The 20,493-nt window shown below is 41.8% G+C and carries 21 protein-coding genes; 10 read left to right on the top strand and 11 right to left on the bottom strand.

Features of this window, described 5'->3' with window-relative positions; all coding sequences use genetic code 11:
* The first annotated feature begins 29 nt into the window (after positions 1 to 29).
* The gene (locus ACEN2L_RS14245) at positions 30 to 398 is read left to right on the top strand and encodes a DUF423 domain-containing protein (protein WP_441744626.1); all 369 of its coding nucleotides are present in this window, start codon (positions 30 to 32) and stop codon (positions 396 to 398) included.
* The gene (rlmM, locus tag ACEN2L_RS14240; RefSeq protein ID WP_441744624.1) at positions 391 to 1,479 is read left to right on the top strand and encodes a 23S rRNA (cytidine(2498)-2'-O)-methyltransferase RlmM; all 1,089 of its coding nucleotides are present in this window, start codon (positions 391 to 393) and stop codon (positions 1,477 to 1,479) included. The genes ACEN2L_RS14245 and rlmM overlap by 8 nt, the downstream gene beginning before the upstream one ends.
* Positions 1,480 to 1,526: 47 nt before the next feature.
* Here the strand turns inward: rlmM and ACEN2L_RS14235 are convergent, their stop codons facing one another.
* Complete coding sequence (locus ACEN2L_RS14235) at positions 1,527 to 2,051, bottom strand: flavin reductase (protein ID WP_441744622.1); 525 nt, start codon at positions 2,049 to 2,051, stop codon at positions 1,527 to 1,529.
* Between the two features lie 293 nt (positions 2,052 to 2,344).
* Between ACEN2L_RS14235 and rutR the strand changes: the two genes are divergently transcribed.
* Positions 2,345 to 3,049 (top strand): HTH-type transcriptional regulator RutR, encoded by a 705-nt coding sequence (gene rutR, locus ACEN2L_RS14230; protein ID WP_306022424.1) that lies wholly within the window; start codon positions 2,345 to 2,347, stop codon positions 3,047 to 3,049.
* A 96-nt stretch (positions 3,050 to 3,145) separates the two neighbouring features.
* Here the strand turns inward: rutR and ACEN2L_RS14225 are convergent, their stop codons facing one another.
* The 3 genes from ACEN2L_RS14225 to ACEN2L_RS14215 are packed head-to-tail and all read right to left on the bottom strand — an operon-like array spanning position 3,146 to position 7,221.
* Positions 3,146 to 5,275: a transglutaminase family protein gene (locus tag ACEN2L_RS14225; RefSeq protein WP_441744620.1), complete on the bottom strand. Its 2,130-nt coding sequence runs from the start codon at positions 5,273 to 5,275 to the stop codon at positions 3,146 to 3,148.
* Positions 5,272 to 6,279 carry a hypothetical protein gene (locus tag ACEN2L_RS14220; protein ID WP_441744618.1) on the bottom strand — a complete coding sequence of 336 codons (1,008 nt, stop codon included), beginning with the start codon at positions 6,277 to 6,279 and terminating at the stop codon, positions 5,272 to 5,274. Before ACEN2L_RS14220 ends, ACEN2L_RS14225 begins: the two co-directional genes overlap by 4 nt.
* Before the next feature lie 12 nt (positions 6,280 to 6,291).
* Entirely contained in the window at positions 6,292 to 7,221 is a 930-nt protein-coding gene (locus ACEN2L_RS14215) for an AAA family ATPase (RefSeq protein ID WP_441744616.1), read from the bottom strand.
* Positions 7,222 to 7,416: 195 nt separating this feature from the next.
* Between ACEN2L_RS14215 and ACEN2L_RS14210 the strand changes: the two genes are divergently transcribed.
* The 7 genes from ACEN2L_RS14210 (at position 7,417) to ACEN2L_RS14180 (ending at position 15,747) form a co-directional block, all read left to right on the top strand.
* Positions 7,417 to 7,941 (top strand): hypothetical protein, encoded by a 525-nt coding sequence (locus ACEN2L_RS14210; protein WP_441744614.1) that lies wholly within the window; start codon positions 7,417 to 7,419, stop codon positions 7,939 to 7,941.
* A 30-nt stretch (positions 7,942 to 7,971) separates the two neighbouring features.
* Positions 7,972 to 9,627, top strand: coding sequence for a phosphoglucomutase (alpha-D-glucose-1,6-bisphosphate-dependent) (pgm, locus tag ACEN2L_RS14205; RefSeq protein WP_306022419.1), 1,656 nt, complete (start codon positions 7,972 to 7,974; stop codon positions 9,625 to 9,627).
* Between the two features lie 226 nt (positions 9,628 to 9,853).
* Complete coding sequence (locus tag ACEN2L_RS14200; protein ID WP_306022418.1) at positions 9,854 to 12,349, top strand: glycogen/starch/alpha-glucan phosphorylase; 2,496 nt, start codon at positions 9,854 to 9,856, stop codon at positions 12,347 to 12,349.
* A 183-nt stretch (positions 12,350 to 12,532) separates the two neighbouring features.
* A complete protein-coding gene (locus ACEN2L_RS14195; RefSeq protein WP_441744611.1) occupies positions 12,533 to 13,849 on the top strand; it encodes a putative bifunctional diguanylate cyclase/phosphodiesterase in 1,317 nt (438 codons plus the stop codon).
* An 82-nt stretch (positions 13,850 to 13,931) separates the two neighbouring features.
* Positions 13,932 to 14,984 (top strand): succinylglutamate desuccinylase, encoded by a 1,053-nt coding sequence (gene astE / locus ACEN2L_RS14190; protein WP_441744609.1) that lies wholly within the window; start codon positions 13,932 to 13,934, stop codon positions 14,982 to 14,984.
* Between the two features lie 12 nt (positions 14,985 to 14,996).
* Complete coding sequence (locus ACEN2L_RS14185; protein ID WP_441744607.1) at positions 14,997 to 15,410, top strand: HIT domain-containing protein; 414 nt, start codon at positions 14,997 to 14,999, stop codon at positions 15,408 to 15,410.
* A gap of 10 nt (positions 15,411 to 15,420) precedes the next feature.
* Positions 15,421 to 15,747 carry a heavy metal-binding domain-containing protein gene (locus ACEN2L_RS14180; protein WP_306022414.1) on the top strand — a complete coding sequence of 109 codons (327 nt, stop codon included), beginning with the start codon at positions 15,421 to 15,423 and terminating at the stop codon, positions 15,745 to 15,747.
* Positions 15,748 to 15,792: 45 nt separating this feature from the next.
* Here the strand turns inward: ACEN2L_RS14180 and ACEN2L_RS14175 are convergent, their stop codons facing one another.
* The 7 genes from ACEN2L_RS14175 to ACEN2L_RS14145 all read right to left on the bottom strand — a co-directional run bounded on the left by ACEN2L_RS14175 (position 15,793) and on the right by ACEN2L_RS14145 (position 20,484).
* Positions 15,793 to 15,945, bottom strand: a complete 153-nt coding sequence (locus ACEN2L_RS14175; protein ID WP_306022413.1) for a DUF2897 family protein — start codon at positions 15,943 to 15,945, stop codon at positions 15,793 to 15,795.
* The gene (locus ACEN2L_RS14170) at positions 15,942 to 16,622 is read right to left on the bottom strand and encodes a M15 family metallopeptidase (RefSeq protein WP_441744605.1); all 681 of its coding nucleotides are present in this window, start codon (positions 16,620 to 16,622) and stop codon (positions 15,942 to 15,944) included. The genes ACEN2L_RS14175 and ACEN2L_RS14170 overlap by 4 nt, the downstream gene beginning before the upstream one ends.
* The gene (gene dapE / locus ACEN2L_RS14165) at positions 16,619 to 17,746 is read right to left on the bottom strand and encodes a succinyl-diaminopimelate desuccinylase (RefSeq protein ID WP_441744603.1); all 1,128 of its coding nucleotides are present in this window, start codon (positions 17,744 to 17,746) and stop codon (positions 16,619 to 16,621) included. Before dapE ends, ACEN2L_RS14170 begins: the two co-directional genes overlap by 4 nt.
* Positions 17,743 to 18,090, bottom strand: a complete 348-nt coding sequence (locus ACEN2L_RS14160) for an ArsC family reductase (RefSeq protein ID WP_306022410.1) — start codon at positions 18,088 to 18,090, stop codon at positions 17,743 to 17,745. Before ACEN2L_RS14160 ends, dapE begins: the two co-directional genes overlap by 4 nt.
* A gap of 92 nt (positions 18,091 to 18,182) precedes the next feature.
* Positions 18,183 to 18,689, bottom strand: a complete 507-nt coding sequence (locus tag ACEN2L_RS14155; RefSeq protein WP_306022409.1) for a PTS sugar transporter subunit IIA — start codon at positions 18,687 to 18,689, stop codon at positions 18,183 to 18,185.
* Complete coding sequence (locus ACEN2L_RS14150; protein WP_306022408.1) at positions 18,689 to 19,072, bottom strand: ACT domain-containing protein; 384 nt, start codon at positions 19,070 to 19,072, stop codon at positions 18,689 to 18,691. Before ACEN2L_RS14150 ends, ACEN2L_RS14155 begins: the two co-directional genes overlap by 1 nt.
* Before the next feature lie 365 nt (positions 19,073 to 19,437).
* Positions 19,438 to 20,484, bottom strand: a complete 1,047-nt coding sequence (locus tag ACEN2L_RS14145; protein WP_441744600.1) for a patatin-like phospholipase family protein — start codon at positions 20,482 to 20,484, stop codon at positions 19,438 to 19,440.
* Positions 20,485 to 20,493: the final 9 nt, after the last annotated feature.

Below are 20,493 nucleotides of genomic sequence, written 5' to 3'. Positions count from 1 at the left end.
CCGTTTAGTGGCTTAATTGAGGGGATTTTATGCAGTTTTATTTGGTAGCCGCAGGGCTAAGTGCAATGCTATCCGTCATGTTAGGGGCATTTGCCGCTCATGGGCTTAAAGCTCGTTTGACTGAGACGATGTTGGCTACATTTCAAACGGGTGTGCAGTATCAGTTTTATCATAGTTTAGGGCTGATTCTTATCGTGCTTTTATATCGCCAGCAACCCAGTGGATTGATGATGTGGAGTGGCACCTTAATGTTGGCAGGCATGATATTATTTAGTGGTAGTTTGTATGGCTTAGCGTTGACTCGCCTAAGTTGGCTTGGGCCCATTACGCCCTTAGGTGGCATGTGCTTTGTTTTTGCATGGCTGTTGTTGGTCATCGCGGTTATAAAAAATGGATAATGAAAATATGCTCGGACTGTTGTTGTATTGCCGCAGTGGATTTGAAAAAGATGTCGCTGCTGAAGTGCAAGACAAAGCGAGTCAAATGAATGTGTTTGGCTACGCCAAACTAATTGCTGATTCGGGCTATGTCGTGTTTCAATGTTATCAGCCAGATGATGCGGATACATTGGCTAGAACGCTTAATTTTTCTCAGTTAATCTTCGCCCGTCAAATGTTCGCTAGTAGCCAATTGATCGACAATATGGATGTCAGCGATCGGCTTAGCCCTCTGCTTGCAGCAAGCGCTGCTTTTCCGCAGTGTGGCGACTTACGAGTTGAATATGCGGATACAAGCGAAGGACGTGAGTTGTCGAAATTTTGCCGAAAAATCAGCGTTCCGTTGCGTCAACATTTACGAAAAAATAATAAATTAACTAATAAAGAAAATCCGAATAAGCCGGTGTTGCATGTATTTTTTACCGCCACTGATGCCGCTTATATTGGCTATTCTTATAGCAATAATAATTCACCCTTACCTTTGGGGATCTTACGGCTTAAGTTTCCTCATGATGCGCCCAGTCGTTCTACCTTAAAACTGGATGAAGCTTTTCAGACGTTTATTCCCAAGGCTGAACATGACGTACGCCTGAGAGGCAGTTTGCATGCCGTTGACCTTGGCGCTTGTCCTGGCGGTTGGACCTATCAATTGGTCAGGCGCAGCATGTTTGTAGAGGCAGTTGATAATGGCGCTATGGATAAGGCATTGATGGACAGTGGTTTAGTTACCTATTGTCCCGAAGATGGCTTTAAATTTAAACCAAAGAAAAACAATATCTATTGGCTAGTGTGCGACATGATTGAGCAACCGCAAAAAGTGGCAAAATTGATGGCGCAATGGGTGGCAAGTGGGCGATGTAAAGAAGCAATGTTTAACCTAAAATTACCCATGAAAAAGCGCTATGAGTCAGTCCAAGAGTCCTTGGCCATTATTGCTGATGAGATTAAGGCGCAACAAGCGGGTCAGTATCAACTGCAAATTAAACATCTTTATCACAACAGAGAAGAGGTCACGGTGCATCTGCGCTTGTTGTCGAAGTAGGTATAAACAAAGAGTAGAAAAATAAAAAAGGGCTTAAAAGCCCTTTTTTATATGGCGTCTAGCTGTCGATATTGGCGCTGGTGATACAGCAACGCCCCGGCTTTTTCTTGCTGCTTGATATCAACCACACGACAGAAAAATACGTCGTGGGTTGCTACACTCAAACGTTCTGTGATCACGCAGTCAAAGGTTACCGCTGCACCGACTAACACGGGAGAGCCTGTTGTTAGGGTTTCCCATTGAGCACTGGCAAAACGCTCTTGCATGGCGGCTTTCCCGCCAAACAGATTAGACAGAGCATCAAACCCTTGATCCAAGGTATTAATGGCTAATGTTTCGCTTTTACTAAATACATTGTAAACCGAGGTTCCACGGTTTAAACACACCAGGAGTGTTGGGGGATTATCACTAACGCTACATACTGCTGTTGCAGTGAAACCCGCTTTACCTTCGTCACCATCGGTGGTCACAATATTCACAGTCCCAGGAAGGCCTGCCATGCCATTGCGAAAAGCTTCTGGTGTTACGCTATGGTGTGTTGATGTGTGCTCAACACTACTTTTATCACTCATTGGTATCTTGGTTCCTTACTACTAAAAACGATGTTTATTTTACGATGCTCCACCCATCTTTGCTGATACAGTGGTAGGTTTTGTCTAACGTCAGTGCTTATTTAAACTTTTTTTACCGCGGTGTCATGATTTTTTCATGCTTCGTGATTAACTTACAGCTTAATTTTAACCTTGCGTGGTATTAATAGGGTTTAAAATTTAGCTGTGGGTCGTTAAGCTAAGCCTCTAAGATGGAATAAAAATAACATGATCTGCGCACGCGGCATAATGAAACACACACCAGGGATATAATAATGACAATGAGTCAGGCAAGCATTGCCTCTGAAAATACCTCAGATAAACAGAACAAAAAAAACACGCGAGTAGTCAGCGCCAGCGTGATAAGAAAGCGTAAAAAAGCCAAAGAGAGCAAACGTAAGGTGATTATGCAGGCTGCATTGGACTTGTTCTCTCGAAGTGGGGTACACGGAACCAGTATTGAACAGGTGGCTGCCCATGCCGAGGTGTCTAAAACTAATTTACTGTATTACTTTAACAGCAAAGAACAACTGTATTTGGGCGTGCTGCAACAGTTATTGGACGTGTGGTTACAGCCTTTGCAAAATTTTAGTCAAGAGCAAGATCCGATTCACGCTATTGGCGATTACATACGGGTAAAACTCGAGTTATCACGGGATAATCCAGCTGAATCTCGCTTGTTTTGTATGGAAGTGCTGCAAGGCGCTCCCCTCATTTTGGATGAGCTCAAATCACCTTTACGTGATCTTATTGAGGCAAAAGTGCAGGTTATACGGCATTGGATTGAGGCTGGCAAACTGGCGCCAGTGGATCCTTATCATTTGATTTTTTCGATCTGGGCGACAACCCAGCACTATGCTGATTTTCGCACTCAAGTTGAGGCTGTAACCGGTAAGAATTTACACGATCCCGATTTTTTCGCTGAAGCCCTCCACAATGTGCAAACCATTATATTGGGCGGCGTACGTCCACGGTTGTGAAACACGGTTGTGAAACACGATTGTGAAATATCAGTTTACAACACGACAATAAGAGGGTGATTGTGTCTAGTTGTCCAAATTATTGGCGTGATATCACTAGGACAGTTTATGGTGTGGCAAGCCCTTTAATTGTTTTTTTAATCGTTTAACCGCGTTTTTGATGGACTTTAAAGATTGCCGACGCCCGCTGTCAATTGACTCAATATCATTACTTGCTCGATATTTTATCTGTACATACAGCTCAGTAATGTCAGCAAATGTTTGACTTACAGTAGGTGGTAAATTTTTATTCACATGATTGTCGAAATCTTGCGGCCCTTGCCAACTTGGTCTTGCACCTATATGGGATTCGATTAGTTTGACGGCTCGCATATACCACTCTTGCATTGGATCTGGCTTTTGCCGTAACCAATGAGGTACGAAAAACAAGCCAAGGAGTATGGCGATAAAGCTAACAATGGCTAAACCCAGTAAAGCCAAACGCTGCGGTGTAAGTGTGCCGACGATACGCTTAAATAAGGCTTGTTGTTTTTGTTGATCAAAGCCTATAACCCAGCGGCTCCAGTTGTAGTCCATATCGGCCAAGAACAAGCGTAAATTGTTAAACAAGGCAATATTGGTGAATTTCGCGAGAGCGAAGGGCGAATCAGCTAAAAAACTACCTTCATCTAACATCGCTTGACGCAAACCCATGGTAATTCGCTCAGGTGCAACTGCCGCTGTAGGATCGATTCGTTGCCAACCGGTTTGCTTATCCCACGCTTCAACCCACGCGTGCGCGTCGTATTGATACACACTGAGATACTGCTCTTGATCAGGCTTGGCGACTAATTCTCCGCCCTGATAACCCGCCACTATGCGAGCGGGTATGCCTGCAAGACGCAAACTGTAAGCCATCGCACTGGCGTAATGGCTGCAAAAACCTGCACGCTCTTCAAATAGAAAAACATCGATAGGATCAATAAACATCGGTTTAGGTCGCAAGGTGTATACGAAATTTTCTTGGGTAAAATTGTTCAGTAAAACGCGGATTAGGTCTTGATCATTCGGGTACTGTGCGCGTAATTGGCTTATCCATTTTTGTGTACGGGGGTTGCCTTGTTGCGGAGTTTGTAAGCTTAATTGACGATCAAACTCACTGGTAGTTTGAGCATTTATCGCCTGCGTGTAGGATCGCACCGAATAGTGATACTTACTGTGTAGTTTTTGTTGGCTTATGAGCAAAAAGTCAGCACTTTGCCATATCTCGCCTTGGCTTTTTAAGCTCAGAGGGGTGGCGATATCAAGACCGAATAACCAATTTTGCTGAGTTGGCTCGGCAATAACATCGTAATCAATCGTTGAACCAGTGAGCACGGGGCTAAACTCTTGACGGCGAAATTGATTAATTTGCCGCTGTTGTTTGCGTGCAGAATGAACTTGCCATGATCTGCCGTCAAAGTCTTCCATTACAATGGCTCGCCAGTAACGCTCAGAGGCCATTGGTGCCTGGTTTTTAAAGGTTGCTCTGAATGCCAGCTCGCTTGATTGCGACAACTGCGCAATATCACCTGGCGTGATTTTGTCTGCCAGTCCAGTTTCCATACTTTTGGCTTTTGGCGTTTGCCAAAGTGGCGGTAATTGCGGCATCAAGAAAAATAATAACAAGCCAATTGGTAAGGCTTGCAAAGTCAATATTAAGGTGCGTTTTAGTTGCTGTTTAAAATCGACTTGCGGCGCGTGAAAAAAGCCTAAGGCGATAATTACCCCGAATATAAGTAGTGCGTAAAGTAGGGTGTACGCCATAGATTGGTGAAAGATAAAACCACAACCAATTAGAAAAAAAAGGCTGGTGATGAGTTGGTACACGTCTCTTTGGGTACGAACCTGCATTAATTTGAGGGCACAAGCCAAGACTAATAAATTCACCATGGTAATTAATAGACCTAAAGGCCAAGCAGAATAAGCCAAACCGACAATGCTTAAAACGGCCAATAAATTTAAAGTTCGTAGAGTGGGGATGTGTTTTTGATAAGCAAAAAATATGGCGCAGCGAATGATGGCACTGCAAATCACCAGCAAGAGTATCCAGCCGATAATGGTGTCTAACAAACTTAATGAAAAAAGGAATACAATGCTGCTCAGAAGTAAAAAAGCCGGATTATTACTTTGCTGTTGACGATCTTTTAACGTTGTAGGCCGTGACCTCGGTGTTATCAGACGTAAAAATAACAATTTGATGTTCATTGCCCAGCCGCTTGAGCAAAAGCACTCGATTGATTATTGTGAGGATAGAGCGCTAAAGCCTTTAAACAAGCAGTGCGATGGCTTTCACCGGTGTCAGGGCTCAGCTGCAAGTAGTGAAGGTCAAGACCAAACTTATGCCCCTGTCTGCTTAACTCTTGAACTTGGTGGCATAATTTTCCCAGTTGCTCTTCCACCTCAGAAGAGGAACATTTGGGCATAAGCAACCACATGTCAACGTGTTCAAGTCCATCAAATTGTTTGCTGTACATGCCTCTACCCTTTGCTAATTGTTTCCAAGCAACGTGGTGCAAAGGTTCACCTTGTTGATAAATTTTCAAGTGAGAAAAATCGTCATTATTTTGCACAGCATGGTGTGCGCTATGCTGATCGTGAGCAATATTGCTTGCACTACTGACATGCTGCAAAGACACCCCACATGAAACTGGTTTGGGGTACACCAATATTTTTCGACTAAAAGCCAAGTGCGTCCAACATTTATAAAGACCAAGAGGGTAATAAGTACTGAAGGTTATTCGTGGCAATGTATGCCAGCCTCGTCGTTGACTTTGATAAGTCAAAATTAAGGGATTGTTTATTGTGTCTGCATCAAACCACTGACTCATTTTTTGACCCATGATGCCCACATTAACGATACCGTGTTGTGTAATTGAGTTGGCACTGTCTGCGTTGCACCATAGTGGTAAATGAATTTCATCGTGGGCAAAAACTTCTGGCATTCTGCCTAATTTAACCTTGAGTTGGGCAAAGTTACTGTAACTGGTTAATAAGGTGACGAGAAAAACAGCTAATAGAAAATAACACAGCAATAACATCAAATTATTTTGATAGTTGGTGCCCAATAAAAAAAGCAAACTACATAGTGCTAGATAGAGCAGTCCAAATTTAGACGGAAAAATGAATATATTACGGTGATTTAGGCTAAATTCGTTGGCCGCAGGGATCCGTTTGTCGAGCCAATTAACGAAATAATGTTGTAAAAACATAGGTGATACTCATTAGCTGATGGGGTCAACTGACTCAAGCAAGGTTTGACTTAAATTACCTTGCGCTGTGATGTCGGTGGACGCACTGCGCAGGCGATGTTCGGCCACTGCGGGCAGAATAATTTGCACATCTTCAGGTATCACATAGTCCCGATGATTTAAATAAGCCCAACTTTTTGCAGCACTTAACAACGCTTTTGTCGCTCGGGGTGATAGAGGATTAGCAAACAAGGGGCTTTCGCGACTAAAAGTAACTAAACGGATAATATAATCGAGCAAGGCATCAGAGGCATTAACTTCATTAGCCATTGTTTGCGCCTGCATAAATTGTTGACAACTAAACGTTGCCGCCGGTACTGGAACATCTGTTAACTCTTGTAGACGTAACATCGATTTTTCAGCATTTTTGTCTGGATAGCCCAATTGAATTCGCATTAAAAAACGGTCAAGTTGCGATTCAGGTAATGGATAGGTGCCTGATTGATGCATGGGGTTTTGCGTACCAATAACAAAAAAAGGTAACGGCACCTTACGGGTTACACCATCAAGGCTGACTTGCCGTTCTTCCATGGCTTCGAGTAAAGCACTTTGGGTTTTAGGACTGGCGCGATTTATTTCATCAGCTAGTACTAATTGGCTAAATATTGGGCCCGGATGGAACTGAAACTGTTGGCTTTGATTGTCAAAAATATTAATGCCCAACATGTCTGCTGGCAATAAGTCAGAAGTGAATTGTATTCGTGAATAGTCTAAACCCAGAACTTTGGCCAAGGTATGTGAAAGCGTTGTTTTACCCATTCCAGGTAAGTCTTCGATTAATAGGTGTCCGTTAGCAAGTAAGCAACTCAAGGCTAATTTAACTTGATGTTGCTTGCCTATCACAACCTGACAAATTTGCGTAATGGCTTCGTTAAACAGTGAGTGCGCTTGAAGATGATTCATTAGGTTGTTGGGCCTTTTTATCCACTTTTAGTAACAGCATGCAGTTACTGTAGCTTAACTGACTCATTTTTATGATAATTTGACTTAATACCTGAGTATTAATTGCCAGCAATTAAACTCTTTTACAATTAATCGGTGATTTGCGATCAGCAATCCGTATAATTAAGGATTCTGATCAATAGACATTTAAATTTCATGAAAAACATAGAAATAGAAGAAGACCTTTATCACTTTATTGCCTCAAAAACCCAACATATTGGTGAGAGTGCCTCAGACATTTTGCGTCGCTTAGTCATGCCAGAGTCGGTCGTGAGCAAAACTGAACCACTTGTTGTTGAAGAAAAACCACTAGAAACTGAAAACACTCAATCCACTTTGCTGGCCGAACTTGCTGATTTAAAACTACTTGAAATGCCCAAAATGGTTGATCGTTTTTTAGCGATGTTGGCGTTATTGCATAAATATCATGCGGGAAGCTTTGCTAGTGTACTCACCCTAAGTGGCCGCAATCGTACTTATTTTGCAATCAATAAAGATGCCTTATTAGCCACTGGTAGCAGTACTAACCCAAAACAAGTGCCCGATTCAGAATATTGGGTTATTACTAACAATAACACGGTAAAAAAGGTCACTTTGGTTAAAGAAGTGGCTCAGCTTTTAGGTTATTCAGACGCTCAAATAGAGCGATTGGTTTCATTATTTTGTCCGGAGACGGCTTAACATTAACGTTATTACATATTAAGGATATTTATGGCACTTCATCCCGAAGCTGGCAAACCAGCAAGTAAAGAGCAATTAGTGAATGTGGCGCGTTTAATTAGTGCTTATTACACTAACAAACCTGAAATTGGCAACAGCACTCAAGCAGTTGCGTTTGGTACGTCAGGTCATCGAGGAAGTGCGTTTTTAAGTTCTTTTACTGATACCCACATCGCCGCTATTTGCCAAGCATTAGCCGAGTTTAGGGCAAGCGAAGGTACGACCGGTCCATTGTTTATGGGCATGGACACCCATGCCTTGTCTGAAGCGGCATTTTCTACTGCGGTAGAAGTACTCGCGGCCAATGGTGTGCATTTAATCGTGCAAGAAGATAGAGGGTATACGCCGACACCGGTTATTTCTCATGCCATCTTAGACTACAACCATGGTAAATCCAGTGGCTTAGCGGATGGTGTTGTGATTACGCCTTCACATAATCCACCGGAAGATGGCGGCTTCAAATACAACCCTCCACATGGCGGTCCGGCCGATAGTGATGTCACCAATATAATTCAAGCGCGCGCAAATGAATTGATTGAAGCGGGTTTGGTCGGGGTTAAGCGCATGGATCTAGTCGAAGCGTTTCAATCTGAGTATGTGCAGGAGATGGATTTTTCTGAAAATTATATCGCTCAACTTGATCAAGTCATTGATATGGAAGCGATTGCAAAAGCAGGTTTACGTTTAGGCACTGACCCACTTGGTGGTGCTGGTTTAGCTTACTGGGACAAGATTGCCAAGCATTACAATATTGAAATAGAAGTGGTGAATCGGAATGTCGACCAGCAATTCGGTTTTATGCGCCGAGATAAAGATGGAAAGATTCGCATGGATTGTTCGTCTCCTTATGCAATGGCTGGCTTAATTGACTTAAAAGATAAATTTGATATTGCCTTTGGTAATGATCCCGACTTTGACCGCCACGGCATAGTGACCGCAAAAAGTGGTTTAATGAATCCTAATCACTATTTAGCTGTAGCGATTAACTACTTGTTTCAACATCGCCCCGATTGGCCATCAGACGTTAAAGTAGGCAAGACATTAGTGTCGAGTAGCATGATCGACCGCGTGGTTAAAAGTTTAGGAAGAGAGCTGGCTGAAATGCCTGTTGGCTTTAAATGGTTTGTACAAGGTCTGCTGAATCAAGAAATTGGATTTGCCGGTGAAGAAAGTGCAGGAGGTATATTTTTACGTCGTAATGGACAACCATGGGCAACAGACAAAGACGGTATCATTTTGTGTTTATTGGCAGCTGAAATTATGGCGGTAACCGGAATTGATCCTGGTGAGCATTATGAAAAGTTAACCGAGCAGTTTGCTGCACCTGTTTACACTCGTATCGATGTTGCGGCTAGCCATGAACAAAAGCAAGTGCTGAGTAAAATGGACAAAAGCGTGATTACCAACACTGAGTTAGCAGGAGAGCCAATCTTACAGATACAAACCCATGCATCGGGCAATAATGCTGCGATAGGTGGGGTTAAAGTGAGTACTGAAAATGGTTGGTTTGCTGCCCGTCCTTCAGGTACAGAAAACGTATATAAGATTTACGCCGAGAGTTTTAATGGTCAAGCCCATTTAGATGCCTTAATTAAAGAAGCACAAGCTTTAGTTGATGGGGTGTTTAAAACTGCAAATGTGAAATGATTTCACTTATTTTGTTGTAAAAGTGTAAAATATTAAGGGTCGAACAGTAATTTGTTCGGCCTTTTTGGTTTTTTTAACAAAGAATTAACAGTAATGTAGGAAAAATACTGCTAAAACTAGACTCATACCCCTAAAATGTAATTTAATTACATAATAAATTTTCACGTTACTGACTTTGGATAATCCAAAAGTAGAAAAAATTGACCTAGGTAGGAAGTAATTCGCTATGAGTATCAAAACCACAAAATCACGCACTACGGTTAAAACGCCTCCTGTCGTAAAGCACGACAAAAAGATAATTAAAGAAGCAATTGTACGGCATTTACATTGCTCACTTGGCACGGATGAAAACAAGGCCAATAACCATGCTTGGTGGAAAGCCACCTGCGCAGCGGTGCAAGAACAAGTGCTCGAACAATTGCGTAAAACACAAAAATCACACTATTTAAACGATACACGAGCGGTGCATTATTTTTCTGCAGAGTTTTTGATGGGTCGTTTAATGTCAAACAATCTGCATAATTTAGGCATGTTTGAGCAAACTGAACAAGCACTTAAAGAATTAGGCGTTAACCTTGACGAAGTCATGGAAGAAGAGCCTGACATGGCGCTAGGCAACGGTGGCTTGGGCCGATTGGCTGCATGTTTTATCGATTCATTGGCTACCCTTGATTTGCCAGCCGTTGGTTACGGTTTACATTATGAACACGGACTATTTCGCCAAGAAATAAAAAATGGCGAACAAATTGAACGTCCTGATAGTTGGCGTGATTACGGTAACCCATGGGAAATTTGCCGTCCCGAGTCTATTCAGGAAATTCCCTTATTTGGATACGTTGAAACTAAATATGGAGAGAATGGCAGAATTCAAAAAGAATGGCACCCTGGTCATATTGTTAAGGGTTTACCTTGGGATATCCCAGTTGTAGGTTACGGCGGTAAGACCGTTAACGTTCTGCGTTTATGGCAGAGTCAGGCTTCAGATTATTTCAATTTAGATGTGTTTAATGCCGGTGGCTATGTTGATGCACAAAAAGAAAACGTATTGGCTGAAACCATATCAAAAGTACTTTATCCGAACGATGAAACGGAAGCGGGTAAGGAACTGCGTCTAATTCAACAGTATTTTTTCACTGCCTGTTCATTAAAAGATATTATTCGTCGTTATAAACGTGCACACGGTGACAATTGGAACCGCTTTGCGGATCAAGTTGTGGTGCAACTGAATGATACACACCCTGCAATTGCAATTCCTGAACTGATGCGCATTTTACTTGATCGCGCTGAATTAGATTGGGATACCGCTTGGACTATTTCTAGCAAAACCTTCGCTTATACAAATCATACCTTGCTGCCAGAAGCGCTAGAAAAATGGCCTGCGCGTATGTTTGAAAAAATATTGCCCAGACACTTAGAAATTATTTACGAAATCAATCACCGATTCATGCTGCAAGTTGAGAAAAAGTGGCCTGGCAACGGGGCAATCAAACAAAAGTTATCGATAATTGAAGAAGGCAATGAAAAAATGATCCGCATGGGTAACCTCAGTGTTATCGGGTCGTTTGCGGTCAATGGTGTTGCTGAAATCCATTCTGCTTTGGTTAAGAAAAACTTGTTTCCAGAGTTTGACCAATTGTGGCCGGGTAAATTGACCAATGTGACCAATGGTATTACGCCTCGTCGTTGGTTGAAGGCCTGTAATCCTAAACTATCGAGTTTATTTGACAGTAAAATTGGTACTGACTGGCCAACCAACTTAGATAAATTGCAAGATTTGAGTCAGTACGCTAGTGACAGCAAATTCCAGAAACAATTTATGCAAATTAAGCATGATAATAAAGTTGCTTTGGCTGCAGAAATATTCGCCTTAACTGGTATTGAAGTGGATCCGAAGGCAATTTTTGACGTGCAAATAAAACGTTTACACGAATATAAACGCCAGCATTTAAATTTATTACATATCATGGCCTTGTATCGTCGTTTATTAGCAAACCCTAATTACGATATTCATCCTCGCGTTTTTATTTTTGGTGCGAAAGCTGCGCCTGGTTATAAATTGGCTAAGGATATTATTTATGCAATTAACCAAGTGGCAGAGCGTATTAATAACGATGCGAGAGTCAACCACAAGCTAAAAGTCGTGTTTTTACCCAATTACCGAGTGAGCCTAGCTGAGAAAATTATTCCTGCGGCAGATGTATCTGAACAAATCTCCACCGCTGGTAAAGAAGCCTCAGGTACAGGTAACATGAAATTGTCGTTAAACGGCGCACTAACCATTGGTACCTTAGATGGAGCCAACATTGAAATCGCGGAAGAAGTAGGCGACGACAATATCTTTATTTTTGGTTTAACGGTAGATGAAGTGCATGCCTTAAATGAAAAAGGTTATAACCCCTTTGACTATTACGACAATAACCGTGAAATTAAGGCCATTCTTGATTGGTTAGAAACTGACTATTTTACCCCCGGTAAACCAGGTGCATTGGCGTCGGTTAAACACAGTTTATTAGAGGGTGGCGATCCTTATAAGGTATTGGCTGATTTTACTTCTTATTCTGAAGCGCATGAAAAGGTAGACGCGGCTTATAAAGATTCAGTTAATTGGGCGAAGATGGCTATACTCAACTCGGCAAAAATGGGCAAATTTACCTCTGATCGGTCTATAAAAGATTACGTGGAACGAATTTGGAGACTTGAAGCCTGTAAAGTTGATCAATAATTAGCCAAACGCCACTGTTATAGCGATTGCGTATGGTCTTAAGCAATTGTTATAAGGTATGATTATTAAATACAAGAAAGCCCAAAAAATAGTTGGGCTTTCTTTGATTTATTAATAAATGGATGATGAATGAGGGATAATTATCAGCGCGATTAAAGGCTTATCTGGAGTGCATAGGATTTAATGAAAAATCAGCATGATTCGTTAATTAGTATTCCTAATAGACACGTATTTTTAGACCAAGTTAATCAGATCATTCAGCTTGCACCCGAGCAATCTTTATTACTCATTGATGTAGTGAGATTTTCAGATGTTAGTAGTGGCTTCGGTTATGAATTTGGTGACAAAATTTTACTCGAAATCGCAAATCGTATCGCACATATCTTTCAAGAAAAAGCATTACTCGGCCGGGTTAGTGGTGATGTATTTGGCCTAGTAGTGAAAGGCATACATAGCCAAGAAAAACTCCACGAACTGTACTCATATCTAGTAGAACATTTTAAAGCACCTATCTCATGTGAAGATCATGCTTTTATTGCTGATTTCAACGTAGGTGCGGCGTCGAATCAACCAGCGAATACTGATGTAAATCGATTTTTTTCTTTAGCTGAATCGGCGCTAAAACAAGCAAAAAGTAATAAATTTGATAATTTCCAATATGCCAAACTACATAAGGCAGAAATTGGAGGACGCGCTCTTGCCTTAAAGGCTGATATTGCCCGTGCTTTTAGTCATGACGAGTTAGAAATTTACTTTCAGCCAAAAGTGAACTTGACCACCTTAGATATTATTGGTGCAGAATGTTTACTGCGCTGGAATCACCCTTTGGACGGCGTATTGTTTCCTGGTGCTTTAATAGAAGCCGCTGAATCTTACAATATGATGAACGAGGTAGGGTATTGGACGTTAGAGCAAGCATTTAAAAGTGCGACGGTTTTTAATGCCAATGGCTTGTCACTAAAAATATCAGTTAATATGTCGCCCACTCAGCTATACGACATCGCGTTTGTCAGTAATCTTAAAAAGTTAGGCCGAAAATATCAGGTAGAATTTGAACAGTTTGAGTTAGAGTTAACAGAAGACGTTGCTCTCTCAAATTCTTTTTTAGTGAAAAATCAGCTTGCTGAAATACGCGCTTTGGGTATGTCTATCGCGATTGATGATTTTGGCAAGGGCTATTCAAACTTGGCCTACATGCGAGATATTGCGATTGATACAATTAAAATCGATAAAACTTTTGTCATGGAGTTAGAGCAAACGCCGATTAATCGCGCCATTATTGAAGCGACTCAATTGATCGCCAATGCGGCTAAATGTGAATTGGTCGCAGAGGGAATTGAAACCTTACAACATCTGCATATTCTGCGAGAAATTGGCATAACCCAAGGACAAGGTTTTCTGTTCTCAAAAGCGGTTCCACTTGAGCAATTTATTGTTCTAGCCCATCAGGAGTTAGCGGTTGGCTCGTCTCTGAATCGTTTGCAAAAAACAGCCTGTTAATTGCTTCCTCTGCGTTTAAAAATCAACAAATTTCGCGGATTTTTGCGTTATGATACGTCATCGTTTTTTTATGATGTCTTCTATGTCTACAAACAATACTAAGCAAACTTGTGATCTTATCCATACGCTATTGACTGAGGGCAGTTTTTTGTCCTTATCGCGTTTTCAGCCCGAGCTATTTTTCCAAGCCCTATCATTCTCCTTACCCAATAGCACCCAAGTGACGATAACGGCACCGGGTATTATTGTATTTGAACCACAACAACGTGGAGACAAGGACATTGTGCTATCAAGTGGGATCCATGGTAATGAAACTGCGCCCATAGAAATTTGCGATGAGTTTGTACAAGGTATACTGCGGGGTAATATTCACCTGGCTCATCGTGTTTTATTCTTATTTGGTAACTTGCCTGCGATGAACGTGGCAAAACGCTTTATTGATGAGAATTTGAACCGTTTATTTAGCGGCGCTCACAGCGCTTCTGACGGCGCGATGAATGCAGAATGTGTACGTGCAAAACAACTCGAAGAGGCCGTGAGAGATTTTTTTACAGCCGACACAACTCGCCTACGTATACATTATGATTTACATACGGCCATCAAACCTTCTAAAAACGACAAATTTGCGGTGTATCCTTTTAGACATGGTCGTCCTTGGAATAAAGAGCAATTAGCCTTTTTACTCGCTTGTGGCATCAACACGATTTTACTCTCTGGTAGTTCAACCACGACCTTTAGTTATTATTCTTCTAATGAATTTAATGCAGAGGCGTTTACGGTTGAGCTGGGCAAAGTAAGGCCCTTTGGTCAAAACGATATGAGTCAATTTGCAGCGGTTAAGCGCACATTAATGCAATTGATTTGTGGCGCACAAATGGAACTCAAAGCCTTTGATAATGCTGATTTTTTAATTTATCAAGTCAATCAGGTAATCAATAAACACAGTGACGCTTTTAGTTTTACCTTCAGTGATGAACTCGCTAACTTCAGTGATTTTACAAAAGGCGATTTGTTAGCTAGTGATGGTGAATATCAGTATTACTGTGAACATGATGGCGAGGCTATTGTTTTCCCCAATGCCAATGTCGCGATCGGACAACGTGCGGTACTAACAGTTGTTCCCACCAAAATTTAACAAGGAATCTTGATGTCATCATTTAACTTAGATCCTCGACTCGAGCATGACTGTGAATGGGTCTGTGACCTTAAATTATGTAAAGTATTGTTACTGAAAGATGCGAATTACCCTTGGCTTATTTTGGTGCCAATGATAGCTAACTGTGTTGAAATTATTGATTTAGAGCCCGCGCAACAACAGCTATTGTGGCAAGAATCTGCGCAGGTGAGCCGCGCACTTCAACAATTGTTTCAGCCTGATAAATTGAATATTGCTGCTATTGGCAACGTGGTGGCACAATTGCATATTCATCACATAGTTCGATATAGTTCAGACTTGTGTTGGCCCAAACCTGTGTGGGGTCAACATCCCGCAAAGTCCTATGAGTCAGAGCAATTAGCTAAGCGTATTACTCAGCTTGCACAACTATTACAGCTTAATTAAAGGAATCGCCATGATCATCACTACAACCAACAATCTTGAAGGTAAAAAAATCGAAAGTTATTTAGGTATCGTTGTCGGCGAAGCCGTTATGGGCGCTAACCTTTTCAAAGATATTTTTGCCACTATTCGCGATATCGTTGGTGGTCGTTCTGGTGCGTATGAAGACGAGTTAACTAAAGCCCGTAAAATTGGTTTTTTGGAATTAGAACAAGAAGCCAGAGCAATGGGCGCAAACGCTGTGGTTGGCGTTGATATTGACTATGAAGTTGTCGGTAAGGGCGGCAGTATGTTGATGGTAAGTATCAGTGGTACGGCAGTGCGTTGCTCAGATATATAACACTATTTAGTAAAGGCTGAAGCACGCCAACGTGGCATAGTTGGCTTACCACTTATCGTCTTTCTCATCATAGTGGGCGTTGTTGTCATTTGAGACTTTCGGTAAAGGCTGTTTTGCACTTTGTTTGAGTAACAAGATATTGCCGATAATGACGCCGAGCACAATTAAAATGATGATAAGCGCTAACCAAATGTTCATGCTTGTCCTTTGTTAAGAATGTATTGCTGATAAATACCCTCAAGGTTTGGCAATATACACTCAATACCTAACAGTTTTGCTTCAATTATGGCTGATTTTAAACCATCAAGGCTAAATGACTGGCGCATGTCTTGAGCGATGCAGTCGTAACTTAAATGCCAAGGCTCTGCTGCCACGCCGCCTGTGTAAGCGCAATAAGGACGACTGAAACCGAAGTCTTGCGCGTGGACATCTAACCAAAGGTTGAGCTCATAACAAGGGCCTGACTTATCGGTATATTCCTGTTGAATCAACTGTAGTGATTGCCCTCTTGAAGTGAGTGTTTGTTGGTCATAGACATCCAAATCGGTTCCCCAATGATGTCTACTTGCTCCCGGTAGAGCTGACCATGTTAAAATCGCCTTGAGTTTTTGCTCATCACAGAGGGTTTCAAATGGAATAATCTGCTCATTGATATCTCTTAGAATTTTCTCGCCAAGCCACTTTTTTTGCCAAATGCTTTGTTGTTGTTGAAAACTGCGATAACTACTGGCAATTTGGCAATCAATACCTTCAGTTGCTGCCGCTTTTTGCATTTTGCTAAAAGCCTGTGCGACCGGTGCTTGCAAGTGATGTCCTTGTTGACATGCCACTAAGTGGCTGTCATCAAGACCCAGAATATGTTGCAAAGTGATCATGCTAGCAAGCGTTGCAATATATTTTGGTACACCGATGTTAGGGTGCTCAGGTCGTTTATGTTTACGCATTCATCGATTTTATGAATGGTTGCATTAACCGGACCTAATTCAACTACTTGTGCTCCTGTGGGGGCGATAAAACGACCATCAGAGGTGCCACCCGCGGTCGATAACTCAGTGTCTATGCCTGTACAATCCTTAATGGCATCGACAGTAGCGGCGACCAAATCACCGGCAGCCGTTAAAAAGGGTTGACCATTGAAGGTCCACTTGATGTCGTATTCGAGTTGGTGTTTATCTAATAACTCAGTGACTCGTTTAATCAGCTCTTGGTCAGTCACTTCGGTGGAGAATCGAAAATTAAAACAGATATGCAATTCGCCAGGAATAACATTGCCAGCGCCCGTTCCACCGTTGATATTTGAAATTTGAAAGCTAGTGGGCGGAAAAAATTCGTTACCACTGTCCCAGTGTGTGTTAGCTAACTCCGCTAGGGCTGGCGCTACCTGATGAATTGGATTGCGAGCAAGATGAGGGTAGGCCACATGACCTTGAATCCCTTTGATGATGAGATCACCAGTCAGTGAGCCTCTACGGCCATTTTTTACTACATCACCCACTTTAGCGGTACTGGAAGGTTCACCTACAATACACCAGTCAATTTTTTCATTACGCTCTTCTAGGGTATCAATTACTTTAGTCGTGCCATTAATAAAAGGCCCTTCTTCATCACTGGTAATTAGATAGGCAATTGAGCCTTTGTGATCAGGGTTTGCTTGAATAAACCGCTGAGTCGCGACAACCATTGCAGCAATACTGCCTTTCATATCCGCTGCGCCACGCCCAAACAACATGCCATCTTTTTCAGTTGCTTCAAAGGGCGGGGTTTGCCATTTTTCGGCGGGGCCTGAAGGTACGACGTCAGTGTGTCCGGCAAAACAAAATAGCGGCGCTTGGCTGCCTTTTCTGATCCATACGTTTTTCGTATCGCCAAAATCGAGGTGTTCAACCACAAAACCTAAGGGGGTGAGTAAATCGGCCAATAAGTCCATGCATCCGGCATCTTCTGGGGTCACCGATTTTTTGTTGATGAGTGCTTTGGTTAGCGTTAATACGTCGGTCATAGCTTAAAAATCTCTTGATATTGCTCAGCCGAAAAGCCACATAAATAATGCTGTTGATGAACTAATATGGGGCGTTTTATCATGGCGGGTTGTTCAAGCATAAGCTGCAATGCGGTTTGCTTATCCAAGTTGCTTTTTTGTTGATCGCTAAGCTGACGAAAGGTCGTGCCTTTTTTATTTAGCATCACTTCCCATGAGAGCTGTTTTTCGGTGTTTTCTAACCATGCCATGGCTAGTCCATCTTTGCGATAGTCATGGAAGGTAAATGCTATGTTGTGTTCGTTGAGCCATTTAATGGCTTTCTTTATGGTATCGCAATTTTTAATGCCGTATACAGAGGTCATGCTGGCCTTTATTTAATGATGTGTGTCACAGTAAATCAGGCTGCAAACTATAACGACAAACCTATTATAAGGTAAAGAACAGAACACGCTAACTACCAATAAACGGTCATAAGCTTATCTTGGCCTGCTAGCACTTTATAATAGAACGGCTCGATGGCTTTAATTTTATCACTGTTTATTAGAGTAACCGGACAATGCACGCTACTAAGCTGTCTTTTCATTTGGTTCAAGTCAAATTCAAGTAGTACTTGGGCTTGAGAAAATCGTTGCGCTTTTTTAACTTTCTTTTTAAAACCAAGGCCCATCATTGACAATGAATCAAAGCCAAGTTGCACCATCAATTGCAGGCCATTATTGGCGCGTAATCGGATTTGATTACCAGTGGGGCTTACATCCATAACAGTACCATCAAAAGGCGCAAGAACTTGATAACCCGCGGGCTCAATTACCACTCCATCACCAAACAAACGATTGGCAAACAAGCTGTCACTTGCAGCCTCAATGGGCAGCACCTTGCCAGCTACCGGACTCATAATGCTGAATCGATTGGTATGCACTGGGATGGTTGATGAACTCACTACTTTATTAAATATCTGCACTATACCATCACTTTATAACCGTTTTTGCTCAGTGCCTTAGTCGCATTGGTAAGATCATGCTCTTTAACCAGGAAGAAATCAGTTTCAAAAGTGGATACCACAAATATACTGATTTTCGCCGCCGCCAGCACAGAGCCAATTTGCGCCATGATGCCCACCATGCTCAAGTTAAGTGGACCAAGCACTTCTAATGCTCGCCAATCACGATCACTGTCCTCACTTTGAATAGCAATATTATCGGGGACGACGATGGATAATTCGTCTTGAGTTTTACCAATAAAGTATACCGTAGCACTAAAAACGGCTTGAGGTATTACCGCATCAGAAGGCAAACTGTGAATAACAAAATGGTCAGATAATACCTGTAAAGTTTGCTTTGGCATGATGTGTCACTTCTCCCTTGTTAAACAAATTTTATGGTATCCAAATCAAATACGAGTGTAAGTCGTTAGTAAAGAGATCAAACTTTATCCAAAAAATACCTGCTTTATCCACGTAAACTGTGGATAACTCTGTTGAATACTCGTTATATGTTCACTAAAAAGCTGATATATAACGGAAAAATCAGGTTGTTCGTTAATTGTTCGCTTAAAAAGGCAATTTGATAACTTTGCTAAAAGTAAAGCTAAAAGACCGCAAATAGACAAAAAATATACAAAATAAATTGATTCGTTTACTGCCGACAACGCTAACATGTGAAGCGGATTTAATTAACAATACCAGCAAGTTTTTTACCTGAACTGGGTAGTTAAATCGGGTGTATTAGCGATAAATTCGGATCCACTAAAAAGTGATTGAAAGCCTCAGCTAAACGCTCGGTTTCGCTCAATACCGTTCGCCAATATTTAATGCGATCGTCAGTGGCTAATTTAGTAAAGTCCTCGCGATCGGGAATTTTTCCGTAGGGCAGGCTAGCAATAAACTGCGCTGAGGGAACTAACATCACGGTATTGGCATAATTGCGTGGATTGACTTTGCGTTTCAGACTTTTATCAAACCAACCGGCTTTAGGGTTGCTGTTAAAATGTGGATACAGGGTCAAACCACGTTGATTTTCTAATTTAATGTCAAAATGGTAATCGATAATTCCGCCATCTCGATACATGCCAGGTGGCGAGTCGGGAATATTCTTTATACCCTGCATCACCATTGGAATAGAGCCGGAGGCGAGTAGGGCATCGGCTAAATTACGCTCAGTTAAATTAACGTAGTGGGTAGTAAATTCACTTTCATCATGAAACTGTAAATTACTGTTCGGCGTGTGATACACATACCGTTCATATTGCTTATTCAACAATCGGCGGCTAAGGCGATTCATCGCATAACTTTTTACTAGTCCTGCTAACTGTAAGGCCTTCTGTTCACTCGCAACTAAGCCATTGGCTTTAGCAACAATGAAGTGTGCTTTAAATACGTCATTGTTAATAATTTCTGCTGCGCCGTTTGTGCCAAGCACTTGCTTTAACAGTACTCGGGCACTTTGGGTAATCTCAGCTGGGGTGACTTTGTCTGCATAAACCGTTTCAGAATAGTATTTAGCTAAACGACTGATGGCGGCAACCGGATCGGCTTGAGCAAAGCAGGCGGCTCGAAAGGCACCCGCTGATGAACCTATCAATGATAAGGTCTGTTGCCTGTCTTTAAAAAATTCGCCAAATAGATATTTATCGAGGCCAAATAAACTGAACCATTTAGGCCCACCTGACGCGCCTAAAAACGCCGAAAAAACCTCGTTAGTAAAACCCTCTGTTTGCAGTGTTTTTAAGGCTTCTTTCCCAGCGAATATTTCTAACATAAAACATCT

It is taken from the genome of Flavobacterium sp. W21_SRS_FM6 (assembly GCF_052119645.1).
Taxonomy (GTDB): domain Bacteria; phylum Pseudomonadota; class Gammaproteobacteria; order Enterobacterales; family Alteromonadaceae; genus Paraglaciecola.
Note: the sequence above shows the minus strand (reverse complement) of the source record. Positions and strands in the feature narration are given on the sequence as shown.